Genomic DNA, 19,410 nt, shown 5'->3' on the forward strand with positions numbered 1-19,410 from the left:
CCGTAACCATCCACTGCCGCGCGATAACCATCGCGCCAGACCCTTGAGGAACTGCCCGTGAACAGCCCCTCGTCCCCGCCGATCGAGGACCTCGTCGTCCTGCCGGATTCACACACCAGCGCCCTGGTGGACGCCACGGGCAGCGTGGTCTACATGCCCGGCGGCGAGCGTCCGGACAGCCCCCTGGTCTTCGCCAGGCTCCTCGGCGGGGAGAAGAACGGGTTCTGGCGGATCCGGCCGCACGGGCCGGCGAAGTTGCGCAGCCGTTCCTACCGACCCGACACGATGATCTCCGAGACCCAGTGGAACATGCCGACGGGCGGGGGCAAGGTCACGCTCGTCGATCACATGGCGGCTCGCAGGCCCGGCGTCGGCGTGGGCCAGCTGATACGGGAGGTTCGGCTCCACCACGCCATCGCCGAGTTCGAGTTCCGGCCCCGCTTCTACGACGGCCTGGCCGTGCCGGCCATCATCGTGGGCCGGTCCGAGGGCGGCCACCCGCAGTGGACCTTCCGCCACCGCGGGCAGGTGGTCACCCTGGTGGCGCACCTGGCACCGGGCCTCGAAGCGGATCACGAGAACGGCCTGGTGCGCGGACGGTTGCTTCGTAGTGGTGCCGCGTTCGTGATGACGCTCGGTCCGCAGCCGACGCGGCCGACCTCCCCGGTATCGCGTCGCGCCTTCACACAGCGCCACGGCCGGGCCTGGGTCGCCCGCAACGTCGCCTACCGGGGCCGGTACGAGGCGTTGGTGAAGCGGTCGATGCTCACCTTGGAGGGGCTGCGCCACGCCCCGACGGGGGCAATGATCGCGGCGGCCACGACCTCCCTGCCCGAAGACCTGGGCGGGGTGCGGAACTGGGACTACCGGTATCAGTGTTGGCGGGACGCGGACATCACCCTCGACGCCATGATCGAGGGCGGCGCCGTCGACGGTCTCGCCGAGTGGCGTGCCTTCGCGCTGGAGACGATCGGCGACGACCCGGCCGGCGTGCGGATCATGTGCGGAGTCGAGGGCGAGCAGGAGCTTCCCGAGCGCGAGATCGCGCACCTGTGCGGCTACGAGAACTCGCGGCCGGTGCGGCGCGGCAACGCCGCCGTGGACCAGTTCCAACTCGATGTGTACGGCTCGATCGTGCACGCCCTGGTGCGGATCGCGTCCCGGATCGGGTGGACGGTGGAGTCCGCGCAGATGGTGATGGCGCTCGCGCGGGTGGCGGAGGCCCGGTGGCGGGAGCCGGATTCGGGTCTGTGGGAGAGCCGCGGTGGGCTGAAGCACCACACGTACTCGAAGGTGATGGCGTGGCTGGCCATCGACCGGGCGCGCGAGCTGGCCGCCTGCGGCGTTGTGGCCGCCGTCCACGACCTGCGGGAGGCCGCCCGGTTGCGGGCCGTCGCCGACCTGATCCGCACTGACGTCCTGACGTGCGGCTTCGACCAGGAACAGCAGGCCTTCACCCAGTCCTACGGCGCTCCGGAGCTCGACGCGTCCTTACTGAGGCTTCCCCTGGTCGGGTTCGTCGCCGCGGATGACCCGCGCATGGTGGGCACGGTCGAGGCGCTCATGGACCAGCTCGTCGACGAGCGCGGGTTCATGCTGCGCTACCGCACCACGGGCGATCGGAGCGCGGACGGTCTTCCCGGCCACGAGGGACGGTTCCTGATGTGTTCGTTCTGGCTGGTCGAGGTCCTGACCCGGATCGGCCGGCAGAAGGAAGCCGCCACGGTCTTCGACACCCTCGCCGGTGTCGCCGGGGGCTTGGGCCTGCTCGCCGAGGAGTATCAGCCCACGCCCGGTAGCGGTGGAGGGCGTCAGCTCGGCAACTTCCCCCAGGCCCTCAGCCATGCCGCCCTGATCCGCGCGGCCACCACCCTCAACCGCTGCGGTGCCTGGTCGGACGCGACGGCGGCGGAGTGCGGGGCGTGAAGGACCTGCTGCTGGTCGAGGGCCCCGAGGTGGTCGTGGTTCAGGCCCTCCTGAACGGGATGCCGCGTGAGGAGGCCGCGCTCCACGTCCTCGATTCCCGCTCGGTCGACCAGGTCCTGCGTGAGGTGCGGGCCCGGCACGGACGGCCCGTGCGGATCGTCGCCCTCGGAGCCGTCGCCACCGGCCAACTCCTGCCGCCCTCGAAACAGTCGTTCCCCTTGGACGGGGAGCTCGACGAGACCGTCAGCCGGGTGCTGCGGGCCTGGATCGAGCACGCCGGTCCGGGCTTGCCCGGCGACAGTCTGCGGATGAAGGCCGTCGAGGCGGCCCGTCATCTACGCCGCGCTCATCGCCGGTTCGGACTCGACCTGACGACCTCGGAAATCACTCTCACCGGTGCCGCGCTCGCGCACGACGTGATCGGCGTCGGGCAGTGGCGGGACGACTGGAGGTGGGTTCGGTGACCCCTTGGATGGCGGAGACGACGATCTGGGTGTCGTCCGTGCTGGCCCTGGCGGGCAGCACCACCGCCTTGTGGTGCAGCCACCGTGCCGGACGCCGAACGATCTCGGCCCTCGAGGCGCGGGTGGAATCCGAGCGGCAACGCGTCACCGCGCGGGAGGAAGAGGCCGACCACCTGGCCCGGGTACGCCTGCCTCGGCTGCTCAGACTGCTGGCGGCCGGCCATGCCGACGCACCGGCGGCAGAAGGGCTGCTGCACCCGCAACTGGCCGGCAGCATGACGGCGAACGCCCACGCCCTGGTGCTGGAACTGACCGGCAGCCAGGTCAGTGAGGCGGCCGAGCGCGCCGAGAACGGCGCGCGGGCGTCGCTCCGGGCGAGCCTGGCCACGATCACGCCTCTGATCGGCGTGCAGCGCGAGGCGATCGACGCGCTCCTGGCCGATCGTGCGGATCCCGTGCTCGTCGAACGGCTGTATCGGATCGACAGTGCGGCCGGGCAGATGGCGCGTCGGCTGGCCGTCCTTGGGGTCCTGGCCCACGCCGCCCCCGAGGATTCAGGCGACGAACCCGTGATCGACATCGTGCGCGCGGCCATGGGCTCCATCGCCGGGTACCGGCATGTCGACATCCAGGGAAGCGGCGGCGGCGAGCGTGTGGTGGGCAGGGCCGTCGGCCCGGTCGTGGTGGCCGTCGCCGAGCTGCTCGACAACGCCGTCCGCCACCGCACACCCGCAACAGCGGCCACCGTCACCATCCACCCAGCACCCGGCGGCCTGAACATCGTCGTCGACGACACCGGCGCAGGCCTGAGCACCCAGGCCATCAACGGCGCCGAACAGGCACTCTCCGGGAGACAACAACTGCGCTTGGCCGACCCCACACCCCCGACCGGATTGAGGATCGTCGGCACGCTCGCAGCCGCAACAGGCTTCCGCGTCTCCCTACGGGAACCGTCACCGCGCGGCGGAGTCCGTGCCGTACTCCACCTCCCCCACTCGCTTCTCGCCGTACCACCCTCGCCTGAACCGACCACCCCTGCGCGGCTCGACCTCACGCCTACGCCCGAAATCGGACACACCCGCGAAATGGCCCCCGTGCCGCGCCCGACGCCCGCCGGCCCCGCCGACACGACGGCGGCCGCGTTCTGGCGCGGTATACGACAGGGCCGCACCGACCGACAGGAACCCCGATGACCCCCGTGAAACGCACCTCCAAGACCCGGCAACCGCCACCCGTCCCCGGTCCGTGCTCGACCCATGTCCTGAGGCAGGGGGCCCACGCGTGAGCGTTCACACGGTCTCTTCCCGCGCACTCGCGCAGGACCGGGCCTGGGCCATCGTGCGACTGCACGTGACCACAAGCGTCAAGCCCGGCCAGGACCTGCCCGCTCCCGCGGACCTGGCGCGCACCCTGAACCTGCCGGCGGCATACGTCAGGCAGGCCCTGCGACGCCTGGACACCCTCGGCGAGATCCACCTACGCGGCAAGAAGTCCGCGACCCGGCTGCGTCAAAACGAGACGCACCCCCGCGACCGCGCCCTGGACTCCGCCGTCCGCGCACGAATCCGGACCGGCCACTACCGGCCGGGCCAGGCCCTGCCGATCGGGCTGCTCGGCGCCGAATTCAAGCTGTTGCCCCACCACGTCCAACGTGCCCTCGGACACCTCACAGCACGAGGAGTGCTCCACTACGACGAACACGGACCGTACGGCCCCGGGCACTACGTCCCCACGAACCGGCCGCCGACCGTCATGAACCTTGCCTCCCAGCTGTCCGAATCCGAGCTTCGGGTCGCCCAGTACATCCCGTATGGATGGTCGAACCGTGTGATCGGCCGGGAACTGCACCTCAGCGAGCACACGGTCGCAACCCACGTGCAACGCATCCGCAGGCGATTCGATCTTGTCGGTGCCTCCCGGGCCGTGCTCACCGACGTCCTCCTGACCGCGGGCACCGTCCAGCCGCCGACGGGCTTGTGGACCATTCCGGCACCCCGGCTGACGTTCGCCGAACTCCTGCTTCTGGGAGCGATCGCGCGGCACACACGCGTTTGCGACATCGCCCTCGCGGCCGGTATCCCCCGCGCCGGTGTCCACGGCCACGTCACGGCGCTGACCCGCCGCTTATGCGCCGGCGATCCCGTCCACCTGGTGGGACTCAGCCACGGCTGGAAGCTGTTGCCGCTCACGTTGGCCGGCCCACCCGGCCCACCCGGCCAGGCGTCGGCTGGTACGGGGCCGTTCGGTGCCGTCTCGGCGAGCGACCTGGTGAGATCGGCATGACCGGTTCCACGGGAGGCCTGAAGAACAGCTGCGGACGGTCGGGCTCCGACGATTCCCTCCCGCCGGTAGCACAGGGCACGGCGTCGGGCGCGAGAAGCGCTCGCTTCTGGGGACGGTTGCCAGCCGTCCGGGGTTCACGCCGCCGACAGGGCCCGCGCCCGGCGCGCGAACTCGGACACCGCGCTTTCCCGCTTCCACGGCTCGAGGGCCGCGGTGCCCTGCGGGAGCCCGCGGTGACGGCGTCGGTGCGGCAGGGCGTCGTGGTGCGGCAGATCCACGCCCCGGCCGCCTGCTCGAAGGCGGCGGCCGGCTTGGCCGCTCGGCCGGGTTGGCGCGGTTCAGAGGTAGTTCCAGGTGCGGCCGGTTCCGCGGTACTCCTCGACGGGGATCGGTTCGGTGCCGGGGAGCATGCGGTCCCGGTAGAGGGTGCCGTGGAGATGGTCGACCTCGTGCAGTACGAGTCGGGCGAGGCCCTGGTCGTATCGGGTGAGGCGGTGGGTTCCGTCGAGGTCGGTATGGGCCACGACGACGCTCAGGGGTCGGGGTACCAGGCCGCGGACATCGAAGTAGCTGAGGCAGCCCTCGTACTGCTCGTCCGTTTCGGCCGCGGTCTCGGCGATCACGGGGTTGAGGAGGATGATCGGCTCGGCTTCCGGGTCCGGGGGGATGACCACGGCGGCCGCCCGGTCGATTCCGATCTGGCACGCAGCGATCCCCATTCCCTTCCCGAACGTGTGCAGCTGCCGGACACGCTCGATGGCGTTGAAGAGCTCGCCCACCACCCTCGTCGCTACCTCGGCTTCAGCGGGGAGATCGAAACGGCGTGCGGCGGTGTGCAGCAGGGGGTCGCCCTCCTGGACGATGCCGGCGCCGGCCATCGCGGCGCTCGGGGAGATCGGGTTCACGGGCTCGGACTCGCTCTCTGCGGTGTGCGGGGTCTTGAGTCGCCATTCCAGGCGGTAGCGGGCGTGGAGCTGAGGTTCGCGCGTGCTCCACGAGAAGATCGTCTGATCTCCGTCGACGGTCCGTACGGGCTGTGTGCGGAGCGGGGCGAAGTCGGCGGTGAGGGACGTCTCGGTGCCCCAGACGGTGGGGTCAAGGGCGGTGGGGAATGCGAGAGTGACGCTGAGTTCGCTGGTGGGCACGCGAACGGCCCTCTGGAACCAAGGCCCCCATTTGTCGCCACTGACGGTGTACGCGTAGGTGATCTCGGCTTCCTGGTCCGGGTAGAGCGGAAATCGGGCCTGCCCGTTGGCGAAGGTCAGCCAGATCTCCTTGAAGGCGTCCCGGTCGTGCTTGACCGTCCAGCCCATCGCCTCCTTCCCGCAGTGCGCTTCGAGCCGCAGTTCGTCCCAGGTCAGCGGCCGCGCGCGGTACAAGGCGTTGGAACGCTCAGGTTCCCCGGGGTACCGGTCGACCGCGATGCGGACGAGGTAGCGGGTCACCGGCTCGCTGCCGACGTTCCGCAGGAGCCTGCGCATCCGCAGCTGGTAGGCGCCTCTGGTGTAGGTCAGGTGTGCCTCGTCCTCAAGGACGAGGACTCCCGTGGATACGGGCGTCTCCTCCGGCGTCTCGGCGGGCACGGGTTCGCCGTCGTCGTCCTTCCACGCGTTCCACAGCGCGCCGGCAGCTTCCAGTTCCCTGTCCATGCGGCGGATCAGATCGGAGCTTCCGCGCTCGCGCCCGGCTTCGAGATGGCTGATATAGGACGGGTCGACCCCGAGCCGTCGGGCCAGGGCGGCTGCGGAAAACCCGCGGATCGTGCGGAAGTGCTTCAGCGTGGCCGCGAAGGGCTCGCTCTGGGACCGATCGCCCATGTTGCCTCCCGGAACGGTGAGTTGATGATGAGCGTGAGTGAGTGCGGCTCATGGATGCCTCATCCTGCCCGGTTGGGGCTCACTGGGGCCAGGCGGCATCCGCGCCGGCTCCCGAGTGGGCCGCGCGCCCCGCCCGGTGCCGCCCCGCCTCGCGTCCACACCCCCAGGGCCACCTCCCTGGGCTCACTCCACTTCCCGGCTTCAGACCGGGGACCTTTGAAGGGCATCAGGAGATGACTGGACCCGCGCCGCGCACTGCGGTGCTCATCAGCTCGGGCGGCATGGACAGTGCCGTCACCGCGTACGACCTTGCCGACCAGGGCACCGCTCTGATCTTGCTGTCGTTCGACTACGGGCAGCGCCACGTCAAGGAGCTCGCCTACGCCGCGCGGACTGCCGAACGGCTCGGCGCGGCCCACCACACCGTCGACTTGAAGAGCGTGGGCACGTTGTTGACCGGCTCCGCGCTCACCGATACCTCCGTCTCGGTTCCCGACGGCCACTACAGCGACACGATGATGGCCTCGACGGTCGTCCCGAACAGGAACGCGATCATGCTGAACATCGCGGCGGCCGTCGCGATCAGCGCGAAGGCCGACGCCATCGGCTTCGGCGCCCACGCCGGTGACCACACCGTCTACCCGGACTGCCGGCCGCTGTTCTTCGACAAGGTCACCCAGTCCATCGAGGCGGGCAACGAGGGGCTGCTCGTCGCGGGCTTCCGTGTCCTGGCGCCGTTCCTCCACCTGACGAAGGCGGACATCGCCCGGCGCGGCGCCGAGCTGAAGGTGCCGTTCGAGGAGACGTGGTCCTGCTACAAGGGCGGCGAACTCCACTGCGGGGTGTGCGGAACGTGCGTCGAGCGCCGCGAGGCGTTCGCCCTGGCGGGCGTGGTGGACCCGACCGCGTACGAGGCCCTGACGGGGGAGGCCGGCCGATGAGCGTAGTGAGGGGCTGGACCCGGATCGGAAAGCAGTTCACCTTCCATGCCGCGCACCAGTTGCTGAGCCTGCCGGAGGGCCACAAGTGCCGGCGCGAGCACGGCCACACCTACACGGTCGAGGTCGTCTGGACCGCCGACGTGCTGACCGGGCCCGGGTTCGTGACGGACTTCGCGAACTTCGGGCCGTTCAAGCTGTTCATCGACGACCACCTGGACCACCAGAACCTGAACAAGGTCCTGGAGATCGAGCCGACGTCGGAGAACCTGGCCCGGCTCCTCGCCGAGTGGCTCATCGAGCACCTGGAGCCGGTCATCGAGGGCCGGCTCGTGAGCGTGAGCGTGTCGGAGTCTCCGTCCTCGTGGGCGACGTTCGAGGTGGCGCGCGGATGAACGCCGGCGCGCTCCATCTCCTGTCGAGCTCTGCGGCGGACGACCGGCAGTTATCGGTCGCGGAGACGTTCGGGCCCACCTTCCAGGGGGAGGGCCCCTCCACGGGCAGGCAGGCCCTGTTCATACGGCTCTCGCGGTGCAACCTGTCGTGCGGGCAGGGCCGGCTGGCCCGGTGGGCCTGCGACACCCCTGAGACGTGGGACTTCAAGCGGTTCGACCCGCGGGACCCGGCAGTCTCCCGCCGGCAGAGCGTGGAGTCGCTCACCGAGTGGGCGCTCGCCCTCCCCACCAGCCTGATTGTGATCACCGGCGGGGAGCCGATGATCCAGATGCCCGGTCTGACGCGGCTGGCCGCGGCCCTGCACGGGGCCGGCCGGGAGATCGAGATCGAGACGAACGGGACGTTCATCCCCAGCAGCGAGCTGGTGGGATGCGTGGGCGCATTCAACGTGTCGCCGAAGCTGTCCACCGCCGGCGGCCGGGCGTCGGCCCGCATCGTCCCGGCCGCGCTGCGCGCGCTGGCGGAGAGCGGCAAGGCCCGCTTCAAGTTCGTCATCAGTCATCCCGGGGACCTCGTCGAGGCGGCCGAGTTCGTCGAGCGGTTCGCGCTGAGCGAGGTGTGGGTGATGCCCGAGGGCGTGTCCTCGAAGGCCGTCCTGGACGGGATGCGGGAGATGGCCGAGGAAGCGCTCCGCCGCGGCTTCAACCTGAGCCCCCGGCTTCACACCCTGCTGTGGGAGGACGAGCGTGGCCGGTAGCCCGGACAGCACAAAGCCTGAGTGGGGCCGTCGTTCCCGCTCTCTCCAGCCGCGTGTGTGGGATAGCGGCCAATCAGCGGAGAAGGGGATCGTTCCTGCCACTCAGGCAGGAGCCACTGTAGCGCGCAACTCCCGTGCTGTGTCTACCCATTCGCTGATGCCGTTCCTCGTCGAGCCGCGTCATCTCAAGCGTGCCGCCCGGCTGTGCATGCGTCGGGCCTCGGCGCCCGGCGCCGACGGACAGTCCTGGGCGGCGTTCCGCCGGGGACTGCCCGAGCGGCTCGACCGGCTCGCCGAAGACCTCCGCCTGGGGCATTGGCGTCCCGGGCCGGTCAAGGCGTCGCACGTCATCGCCTATACCGGTAAGCGGATCGACATGGTGATGCCGACGGTGGGTGACCGCGTCGTCCATCGGGCGATGCGCCGCGCCGTCGAGCCGGTCCTGGAAGCGCACGCGTTCGCGCCGTGGGTCTCCGGGTTCCGGCCGGGACGCAACCGGCTCACCTCGCTGCGCCAGGCGGCGCAGCACCTTCGTGCCGGCCGGGTGTGGGTCGCCGATGTCGACGTGAAGCAGGCGTCGGCCGGCGCCCATACCGAGGAGGTCATCGACTGGCTCGCCGATCACGTCCAGGACGGGTCCTTCCTCGACCGGGTTCGTATCGCTCTGGAGGCGCTGCCCGACCCGATCGCTCCCGGGTGTGGGCTGAGCCCGATGCTCTTGAACCTGCGCCTTTCCCGTGTCGACTTCGCGCTGGGCGGCTTCCACGTCGTGCGGTTCGCCGACAACTACTGCCTGTTCGCGGACAGCCAGGAGCAGGCCGAAGCGGCGAACGAGGCTCTGACCGCGGCTCTCGGAACGGTCCGGCTGCAGCCCCACCCCGGCAAGAGCCGTATCCGGTCGGCGGCCAACGCCGAAGACCTCTTCCTGATCAACGGATGACGCCCATGACGCCCACCATCACCCCCGCCCAACGGTCGGGCCACGGAATCTGCTGGGTTCCGGTCCCCTCCGGGACCTGCCTCTTCGGAGACCGCAGCCGGCCGATCAAGGTCCGGGCGCTGGAATGGACCCGGACCCCCCTCACCCCTGCCCAGCTCGGCGTGGGAGCCGGCACGGCGCCGATGACCGGGCTGTCCCAGCCCGAGGCCGCCGAGATCGCCCGTGGACTCGGCGGGCGCCTGCCGCGCTCCGTGGAGTGGGAGTACGCCGCCTCCGGCCCCGGCCGGCGTACGTATCCGTGGGGTGAGGCAGCCCCGGGATCCCACCTCGCGAACCTGCGCGGCGGCCCCGGCACCACCACCGAGGTCGGCTCCCACCCGCGTGGCGCGACCCCGGAGGGACTCCTGGACATGGCGGGGAACTGCTGGGAGTGGACCTCCAGCTCCGTCCTGGGCGACGGGTTCGTCCTGCGGGGCGGCTCGTACGACTCTCCCGGCCTCTACGCGAAGTGCACCTTCCTCAACGCCGCGCCCGCCGAACTGGCTTCGGCCGGGATCGGCTTCCGGGTGGTGAGGGAGACGTGAGCGCCACCGTGCCCCTGCCGGGCACCCTGGTCGTGGCCGGGTGCTCCCGACGCAAGGTCACCGCGGCGAGCCCGGTGCCCGCGCTCGACCTGTACCAGGGCGGCATCGTCCCGCAGTTGCGCGACCGGCTGGCCGGACACCCGCAGGTGCTGGAGCGGGTGTGCTTCCTGTCCGCGGAGCACGGTCTTCTCGGAGCCCACTCCCCGGTCCTGCCCTACGAGCGGCCTCTGACCGAAGACCGCGCCCGCCTGCTGCGGCCAGCGGTCTGCGCCGCCGTCCGTGAACGCCTTGAGGCGCTGGACCACCATCCCGCGCAGATCCTCCTCGTCGCCGAGCCAGCCTACCTGTCGCTGCTGGCCGATGTCCTCGGCGACGAGAACCGGCCGCGCATCCGGTGGATCACCGACCCCCGCGGCTGGGACGAAGCCTCTGCCGTACTCGACGATTGGAACTGGCCGTGAACGACACCCTGGCCCACGCCCTGGGCCGCCAGCCCAACGACCACAGCAGGCTGCGAGCCGACTTCGAAGGCGCCACCGGGACCGGCTGGCACACGCCGACACCGCCCGGCCTCGCCGCCGGGCGCGCCGTGTCGGTGGTGATCCCCGCCCGGAACACCGCCTACGCGCTCCCGGCTGTCCTCGATGCCCTCGCCGCCCAGGACACCCAGGGCTCCGTCGAGGTGATCGTGGTCGACGACGGATCCACCGACGACACCCACCCCATCGCCGCCCAGCATCCCGCCGTGGACACCTGGGTGCGCCTCGCCCAGCCGGAGGGGGCCGCGGCCGCCCGCAACGTCGGCACCTACCTGGCGAGTGCCGACACCGTCCTGTACCTCGACTCCGACATGGTCCTGCCGCGCCATGCGCTGGCCGACTTCGCCGCCCGCGCCCTGCCGGACACCATCCTCACGGGCTTCCGCCACAACGTGCCCTTCCAGCCCGGCCCGGACGGTCTGCCTCTCGTCCCCGACGGGCCGGCTGATCTGGCGGCCGACCACCGGGTCACCTGGCGCAGCGCCGGCGGAACCCTTCTCTGCTCCGGGCACGTGCTGCCCGGCCCCGCCACGGGCAGTCCCCTCAATGACACGGACGACTTCCAGAAGCTGGGCCACGGCGCGTTCTACCTCGACTGGGACCTCGCCCGCACCGTCGTGACGGCGATGGTCGCCGTACCCCGGGCGGCGGTCGTCGACGTCGGCGGCTTCGACGAGACGTTCGGCCGGATCGGATGGGGCATGGAGGACACCCACCTCGGCGCCGCCCTCATCGCGGCCGGGTGTCTCGTCGTCCCGCTGCGCCAGGCGGTCGGCTACCACCTCGACCCCCCGGACGCCGACGCCCAGTGGCAGACCAAGCTCCAGGGCTGGCCGGCCACCCTCGCCCACTACCGCAGCAGGCTGGCCGCCCACGCGCCCACCGGCCGCGGTCGGGCCTTCGCGGCCGCCGCCCACCGGCTGCTGGCACGGGCGGAGGTGAACGGCCGATGACCGTTCGCGCCTTCGCGACCCGCGTCCTGGGCGGACAGAGCCTGGTGTACGACCCGGCCACCGAACTGACCCACCTGGCACCGCAAGTGCTGGCCCCTGGGCGCTGCTGGCTCGACGACACGCAGGTTGCGGCGTGGATGGCCGTCTTCCAGCGGCAGGTCGCCACCCCCGTGCCGTTCAACGTCTGCTGGTCGCCGATCGTCCGTTGCAACCTGGAGTGCCCGCAGTGCCTGGACGACAAGACCGTCCATGAGCTGCGGAGCGCAGAACGGGCCAGGATCGCCAGGATCCTTGCCACCAGCGGCACCCTCGGCCTGGACATTTCCGGGGGTGAGCCGCTGCTCCTGCGGGACCTGACGGCGCTCGGCCTGACCCTGCGCTCTGCGGGCGCCGTCGTCAGCTGCACCACCAACGGCTGGCACCTCGCGCGGCGCGCCCCCGAACTCGTCGGGGTCTTCGACGCGATCCGCGTCAGCTTGGACGGGCCCACCGCGGCGACGCACGACCGCTGGCGCGGCGCGGGAAGTTTCGACCGGGCCTGCGAGGGAGTCCGGGCCGCTGTTCGGGCCGGCCTTCCGGTGCAGCTCCACTTCGTCGTGATGCAGTCCACGGCCGACGGCATGCAGCAGATGGCCGACCTCGCCGCCCGGCTCGGCGCCGGCGGGGTCACCTTCCTGCAGATGCTGCCCATCGGCGACGGCCAGGCCCTGCGCGAGACGCAGATGCTCTCCGACGCCCAGGCGCGAACCCATCACGACGCGGTGATCCCGCCGCCCGGGGTGCGGGTCCGGCTGCGGACCAGGGAGATCGCCGACGCGTTCACCGTCGTCCGCGCCGACGGCAAGGTCTGGCGCAATACGGATCAGGCCAACGAGATCAGCGCGCTGCGCCGGCTGACCCGTGCCGAGGACCTCCACCTGCCCGTTCCTGTCCTGCAAGGGAGCACTTCGTGAGCGGCACCACGGCCCGCCGGCTCTTCCGCGGCACCGGCCCCTTCGAGTTGACCGAACCCGTGCTGGAGCGCGCTCTCGACGAGCTGGCCACAGCCATCGCGCAGAGCGGCGAGGTCAGCATCGTCATCGCGGTGGCCAACGGCGGCACCATCCCGGGCGCCGGGCTCGCCGAATGCCTCGCGGTCCCCCTCACCCACATCCACGCCAAGCACAACCACACCGACGCCATCCACACCCAGGCCACCGGGAACGTGGCCGTCGCCGTCCCCGACGGCTTCCCGGACGTCCTGTCCGGGCGGGTCCTGCTCGTCGACGACATCTGCGGCAGCGGCGCCACCTTCGCCGCCGTCACCACCGCCCTCGAGCCGCTACTCACGGCCGGGGCCCGCATCGAGACCGTGGCCCTGTGCCGCAACGAGGGCGCGGACCGGGAACCCGACTGGGCCGCGTACACCGTCGACGACTGGGTGGTCTTCCCCTGGGAGACCCCGCCCGCCGGCATCAAGCTCGTCGCCCTGCCCTCTCCCTCGAACGGACGACCCCTGTGAACCCGAACCCCCGCCTCAGCGTGCTGCTGGTGCTCGCCTCCTGGCAGGTGGACGCCCCCGCCGGAATCGAGCGGGCGACCGCGGCACTCGCCGCGGGCCTGGCGGAAGCCGGCCACCACGTCGTCATCGCCACCGGCGCGCCCCAGCCGGCAGACCGCGCCCTGCCCGGCGTGACGGTGGAAGCCCTCGATCTCGGCGTCACCTTCCCCTGCAGCGACACCACCCTGCGCGAGGCGATCACCGCCGGCGCCGACAAACTCCAGGCCCGCCTCCGGGACATCACGAAGCAGCACCGCACCGACACCGTCGTCTTCACCGACGCCCTGTGGGGCCTTGGCCGCCTCGCCGTGAGCCTGCCGCCAGGCGTCCGGCGCATCCTCGCCGTACACGTCCTGCCGCACGACCAGGACATGCGCCCGGCCCTGGCCCTCGCCGACACCGTCATCATCCCCTCCGAGTTCGTACGGTCCGAGGCCGAGCGAGCGGGCTGGCCGACCAGCAGCTGGCACGTGGTGCCCAACGCCCTGCTCCGCGAGATCGACCCACCGCCGGTGACCGAACGCCTCGCCCTGCGCGAGGACGGTCCCATCCGCGTCCTCGCCCGTCTGGGGACCGAGAAGGGAGTCCTGCCGCTCCTCACCGCCGCAGCCTGCCTGCCTTCCGGCCGACCGCTGCACGTGCACCTCGCCTCGGCCGCCTTCGAGAGCGCCGACGGCTCACAGGAGACGCTGCTCGGCCGGTGCCGCGACCTGGCCGACAAGGCCGACCACATCACGCTCACCACCGGCACGCTGCCCTGGGACGAGGTTCCCCCCTGGCTCTCCGAGGCCGCCCTGGTGATCGTTCCCTCCCTGCGGGAGAGCTTCGGACTCGTCGCCCTGGAAGCCATGAGCGTCGGGACTCCGGTCATCGCCTACCGGACCGGCAACCTGCCGGCCCTGCTCCAGGACGGAACCGCCACGCGGGGGTTGCTGGGCGAACTGATGCACGGCCCGAACGCGCTGCTGCGACTGGCCCAACGCCTCCTCGCCGATCCGATAGCCTACGGACGCACTTCAGAGGCCATGTACCACCTCTCGCAGGACTACAGGCCCCTCCGTATCGCCCAGCTATTCGTGAAGGCGGTGTCGTGATGGGTAATCCTGCCCGTCTGCACTCCCAGGTCGCCCCCCTGCTCCTCGTCGACGGCTTCAACGTGCTCTGGCGCGGTCATTTCGGCTTCCCCGCTCCGGTGTTCTCCCGGGACAAGACCCGCAACCTGACCGGCCTCTTCGCGTTCTTCGCGCTCCTGCGGGCCAGCGTCCGCGACGACCTGGACACCGGACCGGTGGAGATCTGCGTCGTCCTGGACGGCGAGAACGGCAGCGCGGACCGCAAGGACGCCGACGCCGACTACAAGGCCAACCGGGAGTCCACCGCTGCGGCTCTGGAGCCCATCCAGTTCCTCGCCCCGATCAAAGAAGCCCTCGACGGGTACGGCATCGGCTGGGTCGAGATCGACAACGCCGAGGCCGACGACGTCATCGCCACCCTCACCGCCCGCCACCCGGACCGGCCCGTACGGATCATGTCCGCCGACCAGGACTACTACCAGCTCCTGGACGGCGAACGCGTCAAGATCATCAACCGGTCCCGGAAGGCGTCCGCGCGGATCATCACCGACTCCGAGCTCGCCGAGCGGTACGGCGTCACCCCGGCCCAGTGGCCCGACTACCGGGCACTGACCGGCGACACGTCCGACAACATCCCCGGGGTCAAGGGCATCGGCGCCAAGACGGCCGCAGCCCTCCTTGCCGGCGGGCTCACCCTGGAGGACCTGCCCGACTCCGGGCGCCTGACCGGTGCCAAGGGAGCGGCCATCACCGCGGGCTGGAGCGATGTGCTGCGCTGGCGCGAGCTCAGCCGGATGCGGCGGGACGTGCCCGTCGCCTGGCAGGCCACCGGCAGCGTCAGCCCGCTCCTGCCCAAGCCCGCCGACGTCGTCGAGAAGCTGGGACTGTGGTGACGGCCGCCGGATCCCTCTTAGCCGTCATGGCGCACCCCGACGACCCGGAACTGTGGGCCGGCGGCACCCTCGCCCTGCACGCCCGCACCGCCCCGGTCATCGCCGCCGTCCAGGCGCACGACGCCGTACGCAACGCCGAAGCCGTCACCGGCGGGAAGGCCCTGGGCGCCGAGGTCGTCCTCGCCAAGGCGCTCGACGCGGCCACCGTCACGGAACTGATCCTCCGCCACCGGCCCGAGATCCTCATCACCCACCCCATCGACGATGTCCACCCCGACCACCGGCGCATCGCGGGCGCCGTCATGGAAGGGCTCGTGGACGCCGTCATAGCCACCGGCCACCCCAAGAAGCTCTACACCTGCGACACCTACAACTCCCTGACCCTCAACGGCCCCGTCGCCGCATCGGTGATCGTGGACGTCACCGCCACCTTCGAGCAGAAGATGACGGCCCTGCGCGAACACCGCTCCCAGCCCATCACCGAGCACTTCGGCCCCATGGCCGAGAACCTCGGCGCGCTGTGGGGCGCGCGGATCGGGACCTCGCGCGCCGAAGCGTTCACCGCGCTACCGATCCTCGGCCGGCTCCCCGGCGCCGCGCACCTGTAGCCCAGGCACGAAAACCCGCTCACTTCCCGTGGAGGGGATACACCGTCATGCCCCAGCACCCTGCTCCGGTCTACCAGTACAGCCAGCTCACGGCAGATGCCCAGAACGCCCTCGTCGGCGGCGGGATACTGTCCGGCCACATCGCCACGTTCAACGGGGAACTGATCCCCGACCTCGAAGAACGCGTCGCCCAGCTCACCGGCCGCGCCCAGGCCCTCGCCGTCGACTCCGGCTCCTCCGCGCTGCGCATGGCGATGCGCGGGCTCGAGATCCACGCCGGCCAGGAGGTGATCATCCCCGAGATCGGCTGGGTGTCCATCGGGGCCGCCGCCGACATGCTCGGCGCCACCGTCCGCGTCGCACCCGCCACCGAATCCCTGACCCCCACGTGGACGGAGATCGCCCCGCTCATCCGTCCGGACACCGCGGCCGTCGTCCTGGTCCACCTCCGAGGACGCCCCGCCCCCGGCACCGCTGACATCGCCCACCACCTGACCGAACTCGGCATCCCGCTCATCGAGGACTGCGCGCAGGCATGGGGCGTCGACGTCGAAGGCCGCCCGGCCGCGCGGCTGGGGCACCCTGGCGACCTTCTCCACCCACTCCATGAAACTCATCGCCACGGGTGAGGGCGGCCTCGTCGTCGGCGACGACCCCGACATGATGGCCCTCATGCGGGCCATAGCGGGAGACACCCGGCAGAAGACCCCGCGCGCGGTCTGGCGGTCCAAGGCCCGGATGACCGAACTCGCCGCAGGTCTTGCCCTGCCCCAGGTGGAACACCTGCCCAGGCTCGTGGAGGACCTGCGCGCACTCCAGAAGGAAGTCCACCTCCAGCTCGCGGCACTGCACGGGCTCCAGCTCGTACCCGGATCCACCGAGCCGGCCGGAAACGGCTCGCTCGTCGGCGTCCGTGCTCCAGACCCGGCCACCGCCGCACGCATCTCCGGCGCCCTCTTCCACCACGGCTACCGCAGCTGGTGGCCCGGCCCCGGTGACCTTCACACCGCTGAAGCCTGGCCCGTCCAGCCGGAGCGGCAGATCACCGACCACCGGACCTACTTCGACATCCAGATCCCTTGGCTGCCCGCGGACGCCCACAAGCAGTGGGCCTGCACCCTCGCCGACCTCGTACAGCAGAGCCTGGAGAGCGGCCGATGACGGCGATACCCGTCCGGGTCGGCATCATCGGCTGCGGCATGGTCGCCGAGGAGTACGCGACCACGCTCGCCGCCTCCCCGCTGGTCCGCCTCACCGCCTGCGCCGACGCCGACCCGGCCCGGGCCACCGCTTTCGGTGACCGGCACGGCATCCCCGCCACCGAAGCGGGCTCCGTCCTCGACCCGGACCTCATCGACCTCGCGGTCATCCTCACCCCGCCCCACACCCACCACGGCCTGGTTCTCAAGGCCATCGCCGCGCGCGTCCCGGCCGTGTGGAGCGAGAAACCCCTCGCGCTCACGCCAGGCGACGCCGCCCAGGCGGTCGACGAGGCCGACGCTGCCGGCATCCTGCTGGGAGCCGCGCCCGACACGACGCTCGGCCCCGCGTTCCTGACCGCGCAGGAGGCGGTCAGGGCAGGCCGGATCGGCACCGTACTGTCCGCGACGGCCACACTCATGAGCACCGGACCCGAGCGCTGGCACCCTTCCCCCGAACCCTTCTACGCCCAAGGGGCCGGCCCGCTGGGCGACATGGGCCCGTACTACCTCGCGGCCCTCGACGAGCTGCTGGGTCCGCTGCAGGTCCACTCAGCGACCGCGCACACCCGGAAAGTACGCACCATCCGCTCCGGCCCCGCCGCGGGCAAGCACTTCACGGCGCAGGCCCCGACCCACATCGCAGCCTTCTTGACGGCCGCCGACGGTGTGCCCGTCAATCTGACCGCCAGCTTCGATGCCGCCGCCACCCGCACACCTCACATCGAGCTCCAGGGGACCTGCGGGGCCCTCGTCCTGCCCGACCCCAACTTCCACACGGGCGACGTCCTCTTCGCCAAGTACGGCACCTTCACCTGGAACCCCCTGACATCCACAGGTCCAGCTCCGCAGACGACGGGCCGGGGCATGGGCGTCATCGACCTCGCGACGGCACTCACCCAGGGCACCTCGCCCGCCTGCACCGGCGCGCGGGCCGCCCGTCTCGCCGCGGTCAGCGATGCCATCCTCCGAGCCGCAGCCCGCCCTCACCACGCGCTGCGCAACCCACCCCACCAGCCCGGCACCACCGAGAGCCCCGCGACGATCACCAAGGAGCCCACACGATGGGCGACGCCCAGCAGACCTTCAAGGCCGTGATCTTCGACTTCGGCGGCGTCCTGACCAACCCCATGGACGACACCGCCATCGCATTCGCCGCAGAGATCGGCCTGCCCACCTACGCCTACCGCGACACAGTCGCCTTCGACCCCGCCGGCCGCGCGCTCTACGCCCAGCTGGAGCGCGGCGACATCACCCAGACCCAGTGGAACGAGGGCATCGCCAGCATCCTCGGCATCGACTCCGACAACCTCATGGGCCGCGCCCTCGCCACACTGGTCCCGGAGAAGCTCGTGGTCAACGCGGCGCTCGCCCTACGCGAGGCAGGGCTCAAGACCGCCATCCTGTCCAACAGCATGGGCCTGGAACCCTTCAACCCCTACACGCCGTGGGACCTGGAGGCCAACCACGACGTGATCGTCTTCTCCGAGCACCACCGGATCCGCAAGCCGGAACCCGCGATCTACCAGCTCACCCTCGACAAGCTGCAACTGGCCGGCTCCGCCTGCATCTTCGTCGACGACAACCCGAACAACCTGATTCCCGCCCAGGAACTGGGCATGGCCACGGTCCACGCCACCACCGCGGAGGAAACCGTCAGCGGACTCCAGAAGCTGCTCGGCATCCCGCTCGGCTGATTCAACCCGCCTGTCCGGCCGCGCGGCATGGAACTCCCCATCCCGCGCGGCCGGACGGGCGTGATGGGGACGGTCCCGGCAGCAGCCGGCGCCACGCACGGCTCAGAACGCTGCCGGGCCGACGACGCAAGACCCTGATCGGGTGCCACCTCCCCCTCCTCCACTCGAACGTGTGAGTTCAAACGCGTCCAAGCAAGCAGCGGTTGCCGTCTCCGCCTGTTCCGCATTCGCGTTCGATCCATTCGTCCGTTCGGGGCCGTTACGACTCCGGATTCAGCGCGTGCTTAGAGCACCTGTGCCATCCCGCCGCCCAGATGGAGGACGTCATGAGTCCCGGCCCGACTTCCCTCAACGGCACCTCCGGATTCGAACGTCGGCCCGTCGGCATCGCACCGGTCCCTGGGGCACCACCCAGCGATCCATCCGCCAGATCGTCACCACGGCCGGAATGCAGGCGCGGATGCAGGCGGTGAGCACCTGGCTGACGTCCGGCGCCCGCCCTGCGGCCGCGCTCCTCGCCGGCGGCCTGGGCACGTGGATCGGTTCGGCGGCAATTCGCCGTGAACAAGGTGCCGAACTCGAGAGGAAGAGGCCCAGCTCACGGTGCTGTCCGTCCTCGATGCCGTCTCCGGCACATCTCCTACGGCACCGCCCATGGTGATCCCGAGCTGGTGGAGCGCGGCCTGCGCACCCTGACCCGACTGCGCACCGAACAGCACCCCTGACCCGCATCCCGCCCACCATGAGGAGCAGCACGTTGACGTACACAGCCCGCGAGGAGTGGGAGACGCACTACGGCGAGG

21 protein-coding genes and 1 pseudogene are annotated in these 19,410 nt (G+C 71.1%); 21 read left to right on the forward strand and 1 reads right to left on the reverse strand.

What is annotated here, in order from left to right:
* Positions 1-57: 57 nt before the first annotated feature.
* The 4 genes from ACZ6ZI_RS37990 to ACZ6ZI_RS38005 all read left to right on the forward strand — a co-directional run bounded on the left by ACZ6ZI_RS37990 (position 58) and on the right by ACZ6ZI_RS38005 (position 4,673).
* On the forward strand, positions 58-1,926 hold the full coding sequence (locus tag ACZ6ZI_RS37990) for a glycoside hydrolase family 15 protein (RefSeq protein ID WP_469529152.1): 1,869 nt from the start codon (positions 58-60) through the stop codon (positions 1,924-1,926).
* Entirely contained in the window at positions 1,923-2,390 is a 468-nt protein-coding gene (locus ACZ6ZI_RS37995; protein WP_469529154.1) for a hypothetical protein, read from the forward strand. Before ACZ6ZI_RS37990 ends, ACZ6ZI_RS37995 begins: the two co-directional genes overlap by 4 nt.
* An 8-nt stretch (positions 2,391-2,398) precedes the next feature.
* Entirely contained in the window at positions 2,399-3,583 is a 1,185-nt protein-coding gene (locus tag ACZ6ZI_RS38000; RefSeq protein ID WP_469529156.1) for an ATP-binding protein, read from the forward strand.
* Positions 3,584-3,671: 88 nt separating this feature from the next.
* On the forward strand, positions 3,672-4,673 hold the full coding sequence (locus ACZ6ZI_RS38005) for a helix-turn-helix transcriptional regulator (RefSeq protein ID WP_469529159.1): 1,002 nt from the start codon (positions 3,672-3,674) through the stop codon (positions 4,671-4,673).
* A 338-nt stretch (positions 4,674-5,011) separates the two neighbouring features.
* Here ACZ6ZI_RS38005 and ACZ6ZI_RS38010 read toward each other — a convergent pair whose 3' ends face one another.
* Positions 5,012-6,490 carry a peptide deformylase gene (locus tag ACZ6ZI_RS38010; protein ID WP_469529162.1) on the reverse strand — a complete coding sequence of 493 codons (1,479 nt, stop codon included), beginning with the start codon at positions 6,488-6,490 and terminating at the stop codon, positions 5,012-5,014.
* A 233-nt stretch (positions 6,491-6,723) separates the two neighbouring features.
* Here ACZ6ZI_RS38010 and queC point away from each other — a divergent pair, with 233 nt between their 5' ends.
* The 17 genes and pseudogenes from queC to ACZ6ZI_RS38095 form a co-directional block, all read left to right on the forward strand.
* Positions 6,724-7,431: a 7-cyano-7-deazaguanine synthase QueC gene (gene queC, locus ACZ6ZI_RS38015; RefSeq protein ID WP_469529164.1), complete on the forward strand. Its 708-nt coding sequence runs from the start codon at positions 6,724-6,726 to the stop codon at positions 7,429-7,431.
* Entirely contained in the window at positions 7,428-7,823 is a 396-nt protein-coding gene (locus ACZ6ZI_RS38020; RefSeq protein WP_469529167.1) for a 6-pyruvoyl trahydropterin synthase family protein, read from the forward strand. The genes queC and ACZ6ZI_RS38020 overlap by 4 nt, the downstream gene beginning before the upstream one ends.
* A complete protein-coding gene (locus ACZ6ZI_RS38025; protein ID WP_469529170.1) occupies positions 7,820-8,581 on the forward strand; it encodes a 7-carboxy-7-deazaguanine synthase QueE in 762 nt (253 codons plus the stop codon). Before ACZ6ZI_RS38020 ends, ACZ6ZI_RS38025 begins: the two co-directional genes overlap by 4 nt.
* Before the next feature lie 157 nt (positions 8,582-8,738).
* Complete coding sequence (locus tag ACZ6ZI_RS38030; RefSeq protein WP_469529172.1) at positions 8,739-9,521, forward strand: reverse transcriptase domain-containing protein; 783 nt, start codon at positions 8,739-8,741, stop codon at positions 9,519-9,521.
* Positions 9,522-9,526: 5 nt separating this feature from the next.
* Positions 9,527-10,105, forward strand: a complete 579-nt coding sequence (locus ACZ6ZI_RS38035) for a formylglycine-generating enzyme family protein (RefSeq protein ID WP_469529175.1) — start codon at positions 9,527-9,529, stop codon at positions 10,103-10,105.
* The gene (locus ACZ6ZI_RS38040; RefSeq protein ID WP_469529178.1) at positions 10,102-10,566 is read left to right on the forward strand and encodes a DUF6884 domain-containing protein; all 465 of its coding nucleotides are present in this window, start codon (positions 10,102-10,104) and stop codon (positions 10,564-10,566) included. Before ACZ6ZI_RS38035 ends, ACZ6ZI_RS38040 begins: the two co-directional genes overlap by 4 nt.
* On the forward strand, positions 10,563-11,597 hold the full coding sequence (locus tag ACZ6ZI_RS38045; RefSeq protein ID WP_469529181.1) for a glycosyltransferase family 2 protein: 1,035 nt from the start codon (positions 10,563-10,565) through the stop codon (positions 11,595-11,597). Before ACZ6ZI_RS38040 ends, ACZ6ZI_RS38045 begins: the two co-directional genes overlap by 4 nt.
* Complete coding sequence (locus ACZ6ZI_RS38050; protein ID WP_469529184.1) at positions 11,594-12,550, forward strand: radical SAM protein; 957 nt, start codon at positions 11,594-11,596, stop codon at positions 12,548-12,550. The genes ACZ6ZI_RS38045 and ACZ6ZI_RS38050 overlap by 4 nt, the downstream gene beginning before the upstream one ends.
* Positions 12,547-13,098, forward strand: coding sequence for a phosphoribosyltransferase (locus ACZ6ZI_RS38055; protein WP_469529187.1), 552 nt, complete (start codon positions 12,547-12,549; stop codon positions 13,096-13,098). The genes ACZ6ZI_RS38050 and ACZ6ZI_RS38055 overlap by 4 nt, the downstream gene beginning before the upstream one ends.
* Positions 13,095-14,231 (forward strand): glycosyltransferase family 4 protein, encoded by a 1,137-nt coding sequence (locus ACZ6ZI_RS38060; RefSeq protein WP_469529191.1) that lies wholly within the window; start codon positions 13,095-13,097, stop codon positions 14,229-14,231. The genes ACZ6ZI_RS38055 and ACZ6ZI_RS38060 overlap by 4 nt, the downstream gene beginning before the upstream one ends.
* A complete protein-coding gene (locus ACZ6ZI_RS38065; protein WP_469529193.1) occupies positions 14,231-15,103 on the forward strand; it encodes a 5'-3' exonuclease in 873 nt (290 codons plus the stop codon). Before ACZ6ZI_RS38060 ends, ACZ6ZI_RS38065 begins: the two co-directional genes overlap by 1 nt.
* 26 nt (positions 15,104-15,129) lie before the next feature.
* The gene (locus tag ACZ6ZI_RS38070) at positions 15,130-15,711 is read left to right on the forward strand and encodes a PIG-L deacetylase family protein (protein ID WP_469529195.1); all 582 of its coding nucleotides are present in this window, start codon (positions 15,130-15,132) and stop codon (positions 15,709-15,711) included.
* A 47-nt stretch (positions 15,712-15,758) separates the two neighbouring features.
* A complete protein-coding gene (locus tag ACZ6ZI_RS38075; RefSeq protein WP_469529197.1) occupies positions 15,759-16,340 on the forward strand; it encodes an aminotransferase class I/II-fold pyridoxal phosphate-dependent enzyme in 582 nt (193 codons plus the stop codon).
* Positions 16,318-16,872 (forward strand): DegT/DnrJ/EryC1/StrS family aminotransferase, encoded by a 555-nt coding sequence (locus tag ACZ6ZI_RS38080; RefSeq protein WP_469529199.1) that lies wholly within the window; start codon positions 16,318-16,320, stop codon positions 16,870-16,872. Before ACZ6ZI_RS38075 ends, ACZ6ZI_RS38080 begins: the two co-directional genes overlap by 23 nt.
* A complete protein-coding gene (locus ACZ6ZI_RS38085) occupies positions 16,869-18,008 on the forward strand; it encodes a Gfo/Idh/MocA family protein (RefSeq protein WP_469529201.1) in 1,140 nt (379 codons plus the stop codon). Before ACZ6ZI_RS38080 ends, ACZ6ZI_RS38085 begins: the two co-directional genes overlap by 4 nt.
* Positions 17,975-18,607: an HAD family hydrolase gene (locus ACZ6ZI_RS38090; RefSeq protein ID WP_469529204.1), complete on the forward strand. Its 633-nt coding sequence runs from the start codon at positions 17,975-17,977 to the stop codon at positions 18,605-18,607. Before ACZ6ZI_RS38085 ends, ACZ6ZI_RS38090 begins: the two co-directional genes overlap by 34 nt.
* Positions 18,608-19,183: 576 nt before the next feature.
* A pseudogene (locus tag ACZ6ZI_RS38095) lies at positions 19,184-19,332 on the forward strand (phosphotransferase); the annotation flags it as partial.
* Between the last annotated feature and the right edge of the window lie 78 nt (positions 19,333-19,410).

Source organism: Streptomyces sp. NPDC103540, assembly GCF_055584445.1.

What these genes read in the sequence shown, in the direction of transcription:
- ACZ6ZI_RS38000 (WP_469529156.1), top strand. Translation starts at nt 2,399, where the DNA reads ATGGCGGAGACGACGATCTGGGTGTCGTCCGTGCTGGCCCTGGCGGGC.
- ACZ6ZI_RS38010 (WP_469529162.1), bottom strand. Translation starts at nt 6,490, where the DNA reads ATGGGCGATCGGTCCCAGAGCGAGCCCTTCGCGGCCACGCTGAAGCAC.
- queC (WP_469529164.1), top strand. Translation starts at nt 6,724, where the DNA reads ATGACTGGACCCGCGCCGCGCACTGCGGTGCTCATCAGCTCGGGCGGC.
- ACZ6ZI_RS38020 (WP_469529167.1), top strand. Translation starts at nt 7,428, where the DNA reads ATGAGCGTAGTGAGGGGCTGGACCCGGATCGGAAAGCAGTTCACCTTC.
- ACZ6ZI_RS38025 (WP_469529170.1), top strand. Translation starts at nt 7,820, where the DNA reads ATGAACGCCGGCGCGCTCCATCTCCTGTCGAGCTCTGCGGCGGACGAC.
- ACZ6ZI_RS38030 (WP_469529172.1), top strand. Translation starts at nt 8,739, where the DNA reads ATGCCGTTCCTCGTCGAGCCGCGTCATCTCAAGCGTGCCGCCCGGCTG.
- ACZ6ZI_RS38035 (WP_469529175.1), top strand. Translation starts at nt 9,527, where the DNA reads ATGACGCCCACCATCACCCCCGCCCAACGGTCGGGCCACGGAATCTGC.
- ACZ6ZI_RS38050 (WP_469529184.1), top strand. Translation starts at nt 11,594, where the DNA reads ATGACCGTTCGCGCCTTCGCGACCCGCGTCCTGGGCGGACAGAGCCTG.
- ACZ6ZI_RS38065 (WP_469529193.1), top strand. Translation starts at nt 14,231, where the DNA reads ATGGGTAATCCTGCCCGTCTGCACTCCCAGGTCGCCCCCCTGCTCCTC.
- ACZ6ZI_RS38070 (WP_469529195.1), top strand. Translation starts at nt 15,130, where the DNA reads ATGGCGCACCCCGACGACCCGGAACTGTGGGCCGGCGGCACCCTCGCC.
- ACZ6ZI_RS38075 (WP_469529197.1), top strand. Translation starts at nt 15,759, where the DNA reads ATGCCCCAGCACCCTGCTCCGGTCTACCAGTACAGCCAGCTCACGGCA.
- ACZ6ZI_RS38080 (WP_469529199.1), top strand. Translation starts at nt 16,318, where the DNA reads ATGAAACTCATCGCCACGGGTGAGGGCGGCCTCGTCGTCGGCGACGAC.
- ACZ6ZI_RS38085 (WP_469529201.1), top strand. Translation starts at nt 16,869, where the DNA reads ATGACGGCGATACCCGTCCGGGTCGGCATCATCGGCTGCGGCATGGTC.
- ACZ6ZI_RS38090 (WP_469529204.1), top strand. Translation starts at nt 17,975, where the DNA reads ATGGGCGACGCCCAGCAGACCTTCAAGGCCGTGATCTTCGACTTCGGC.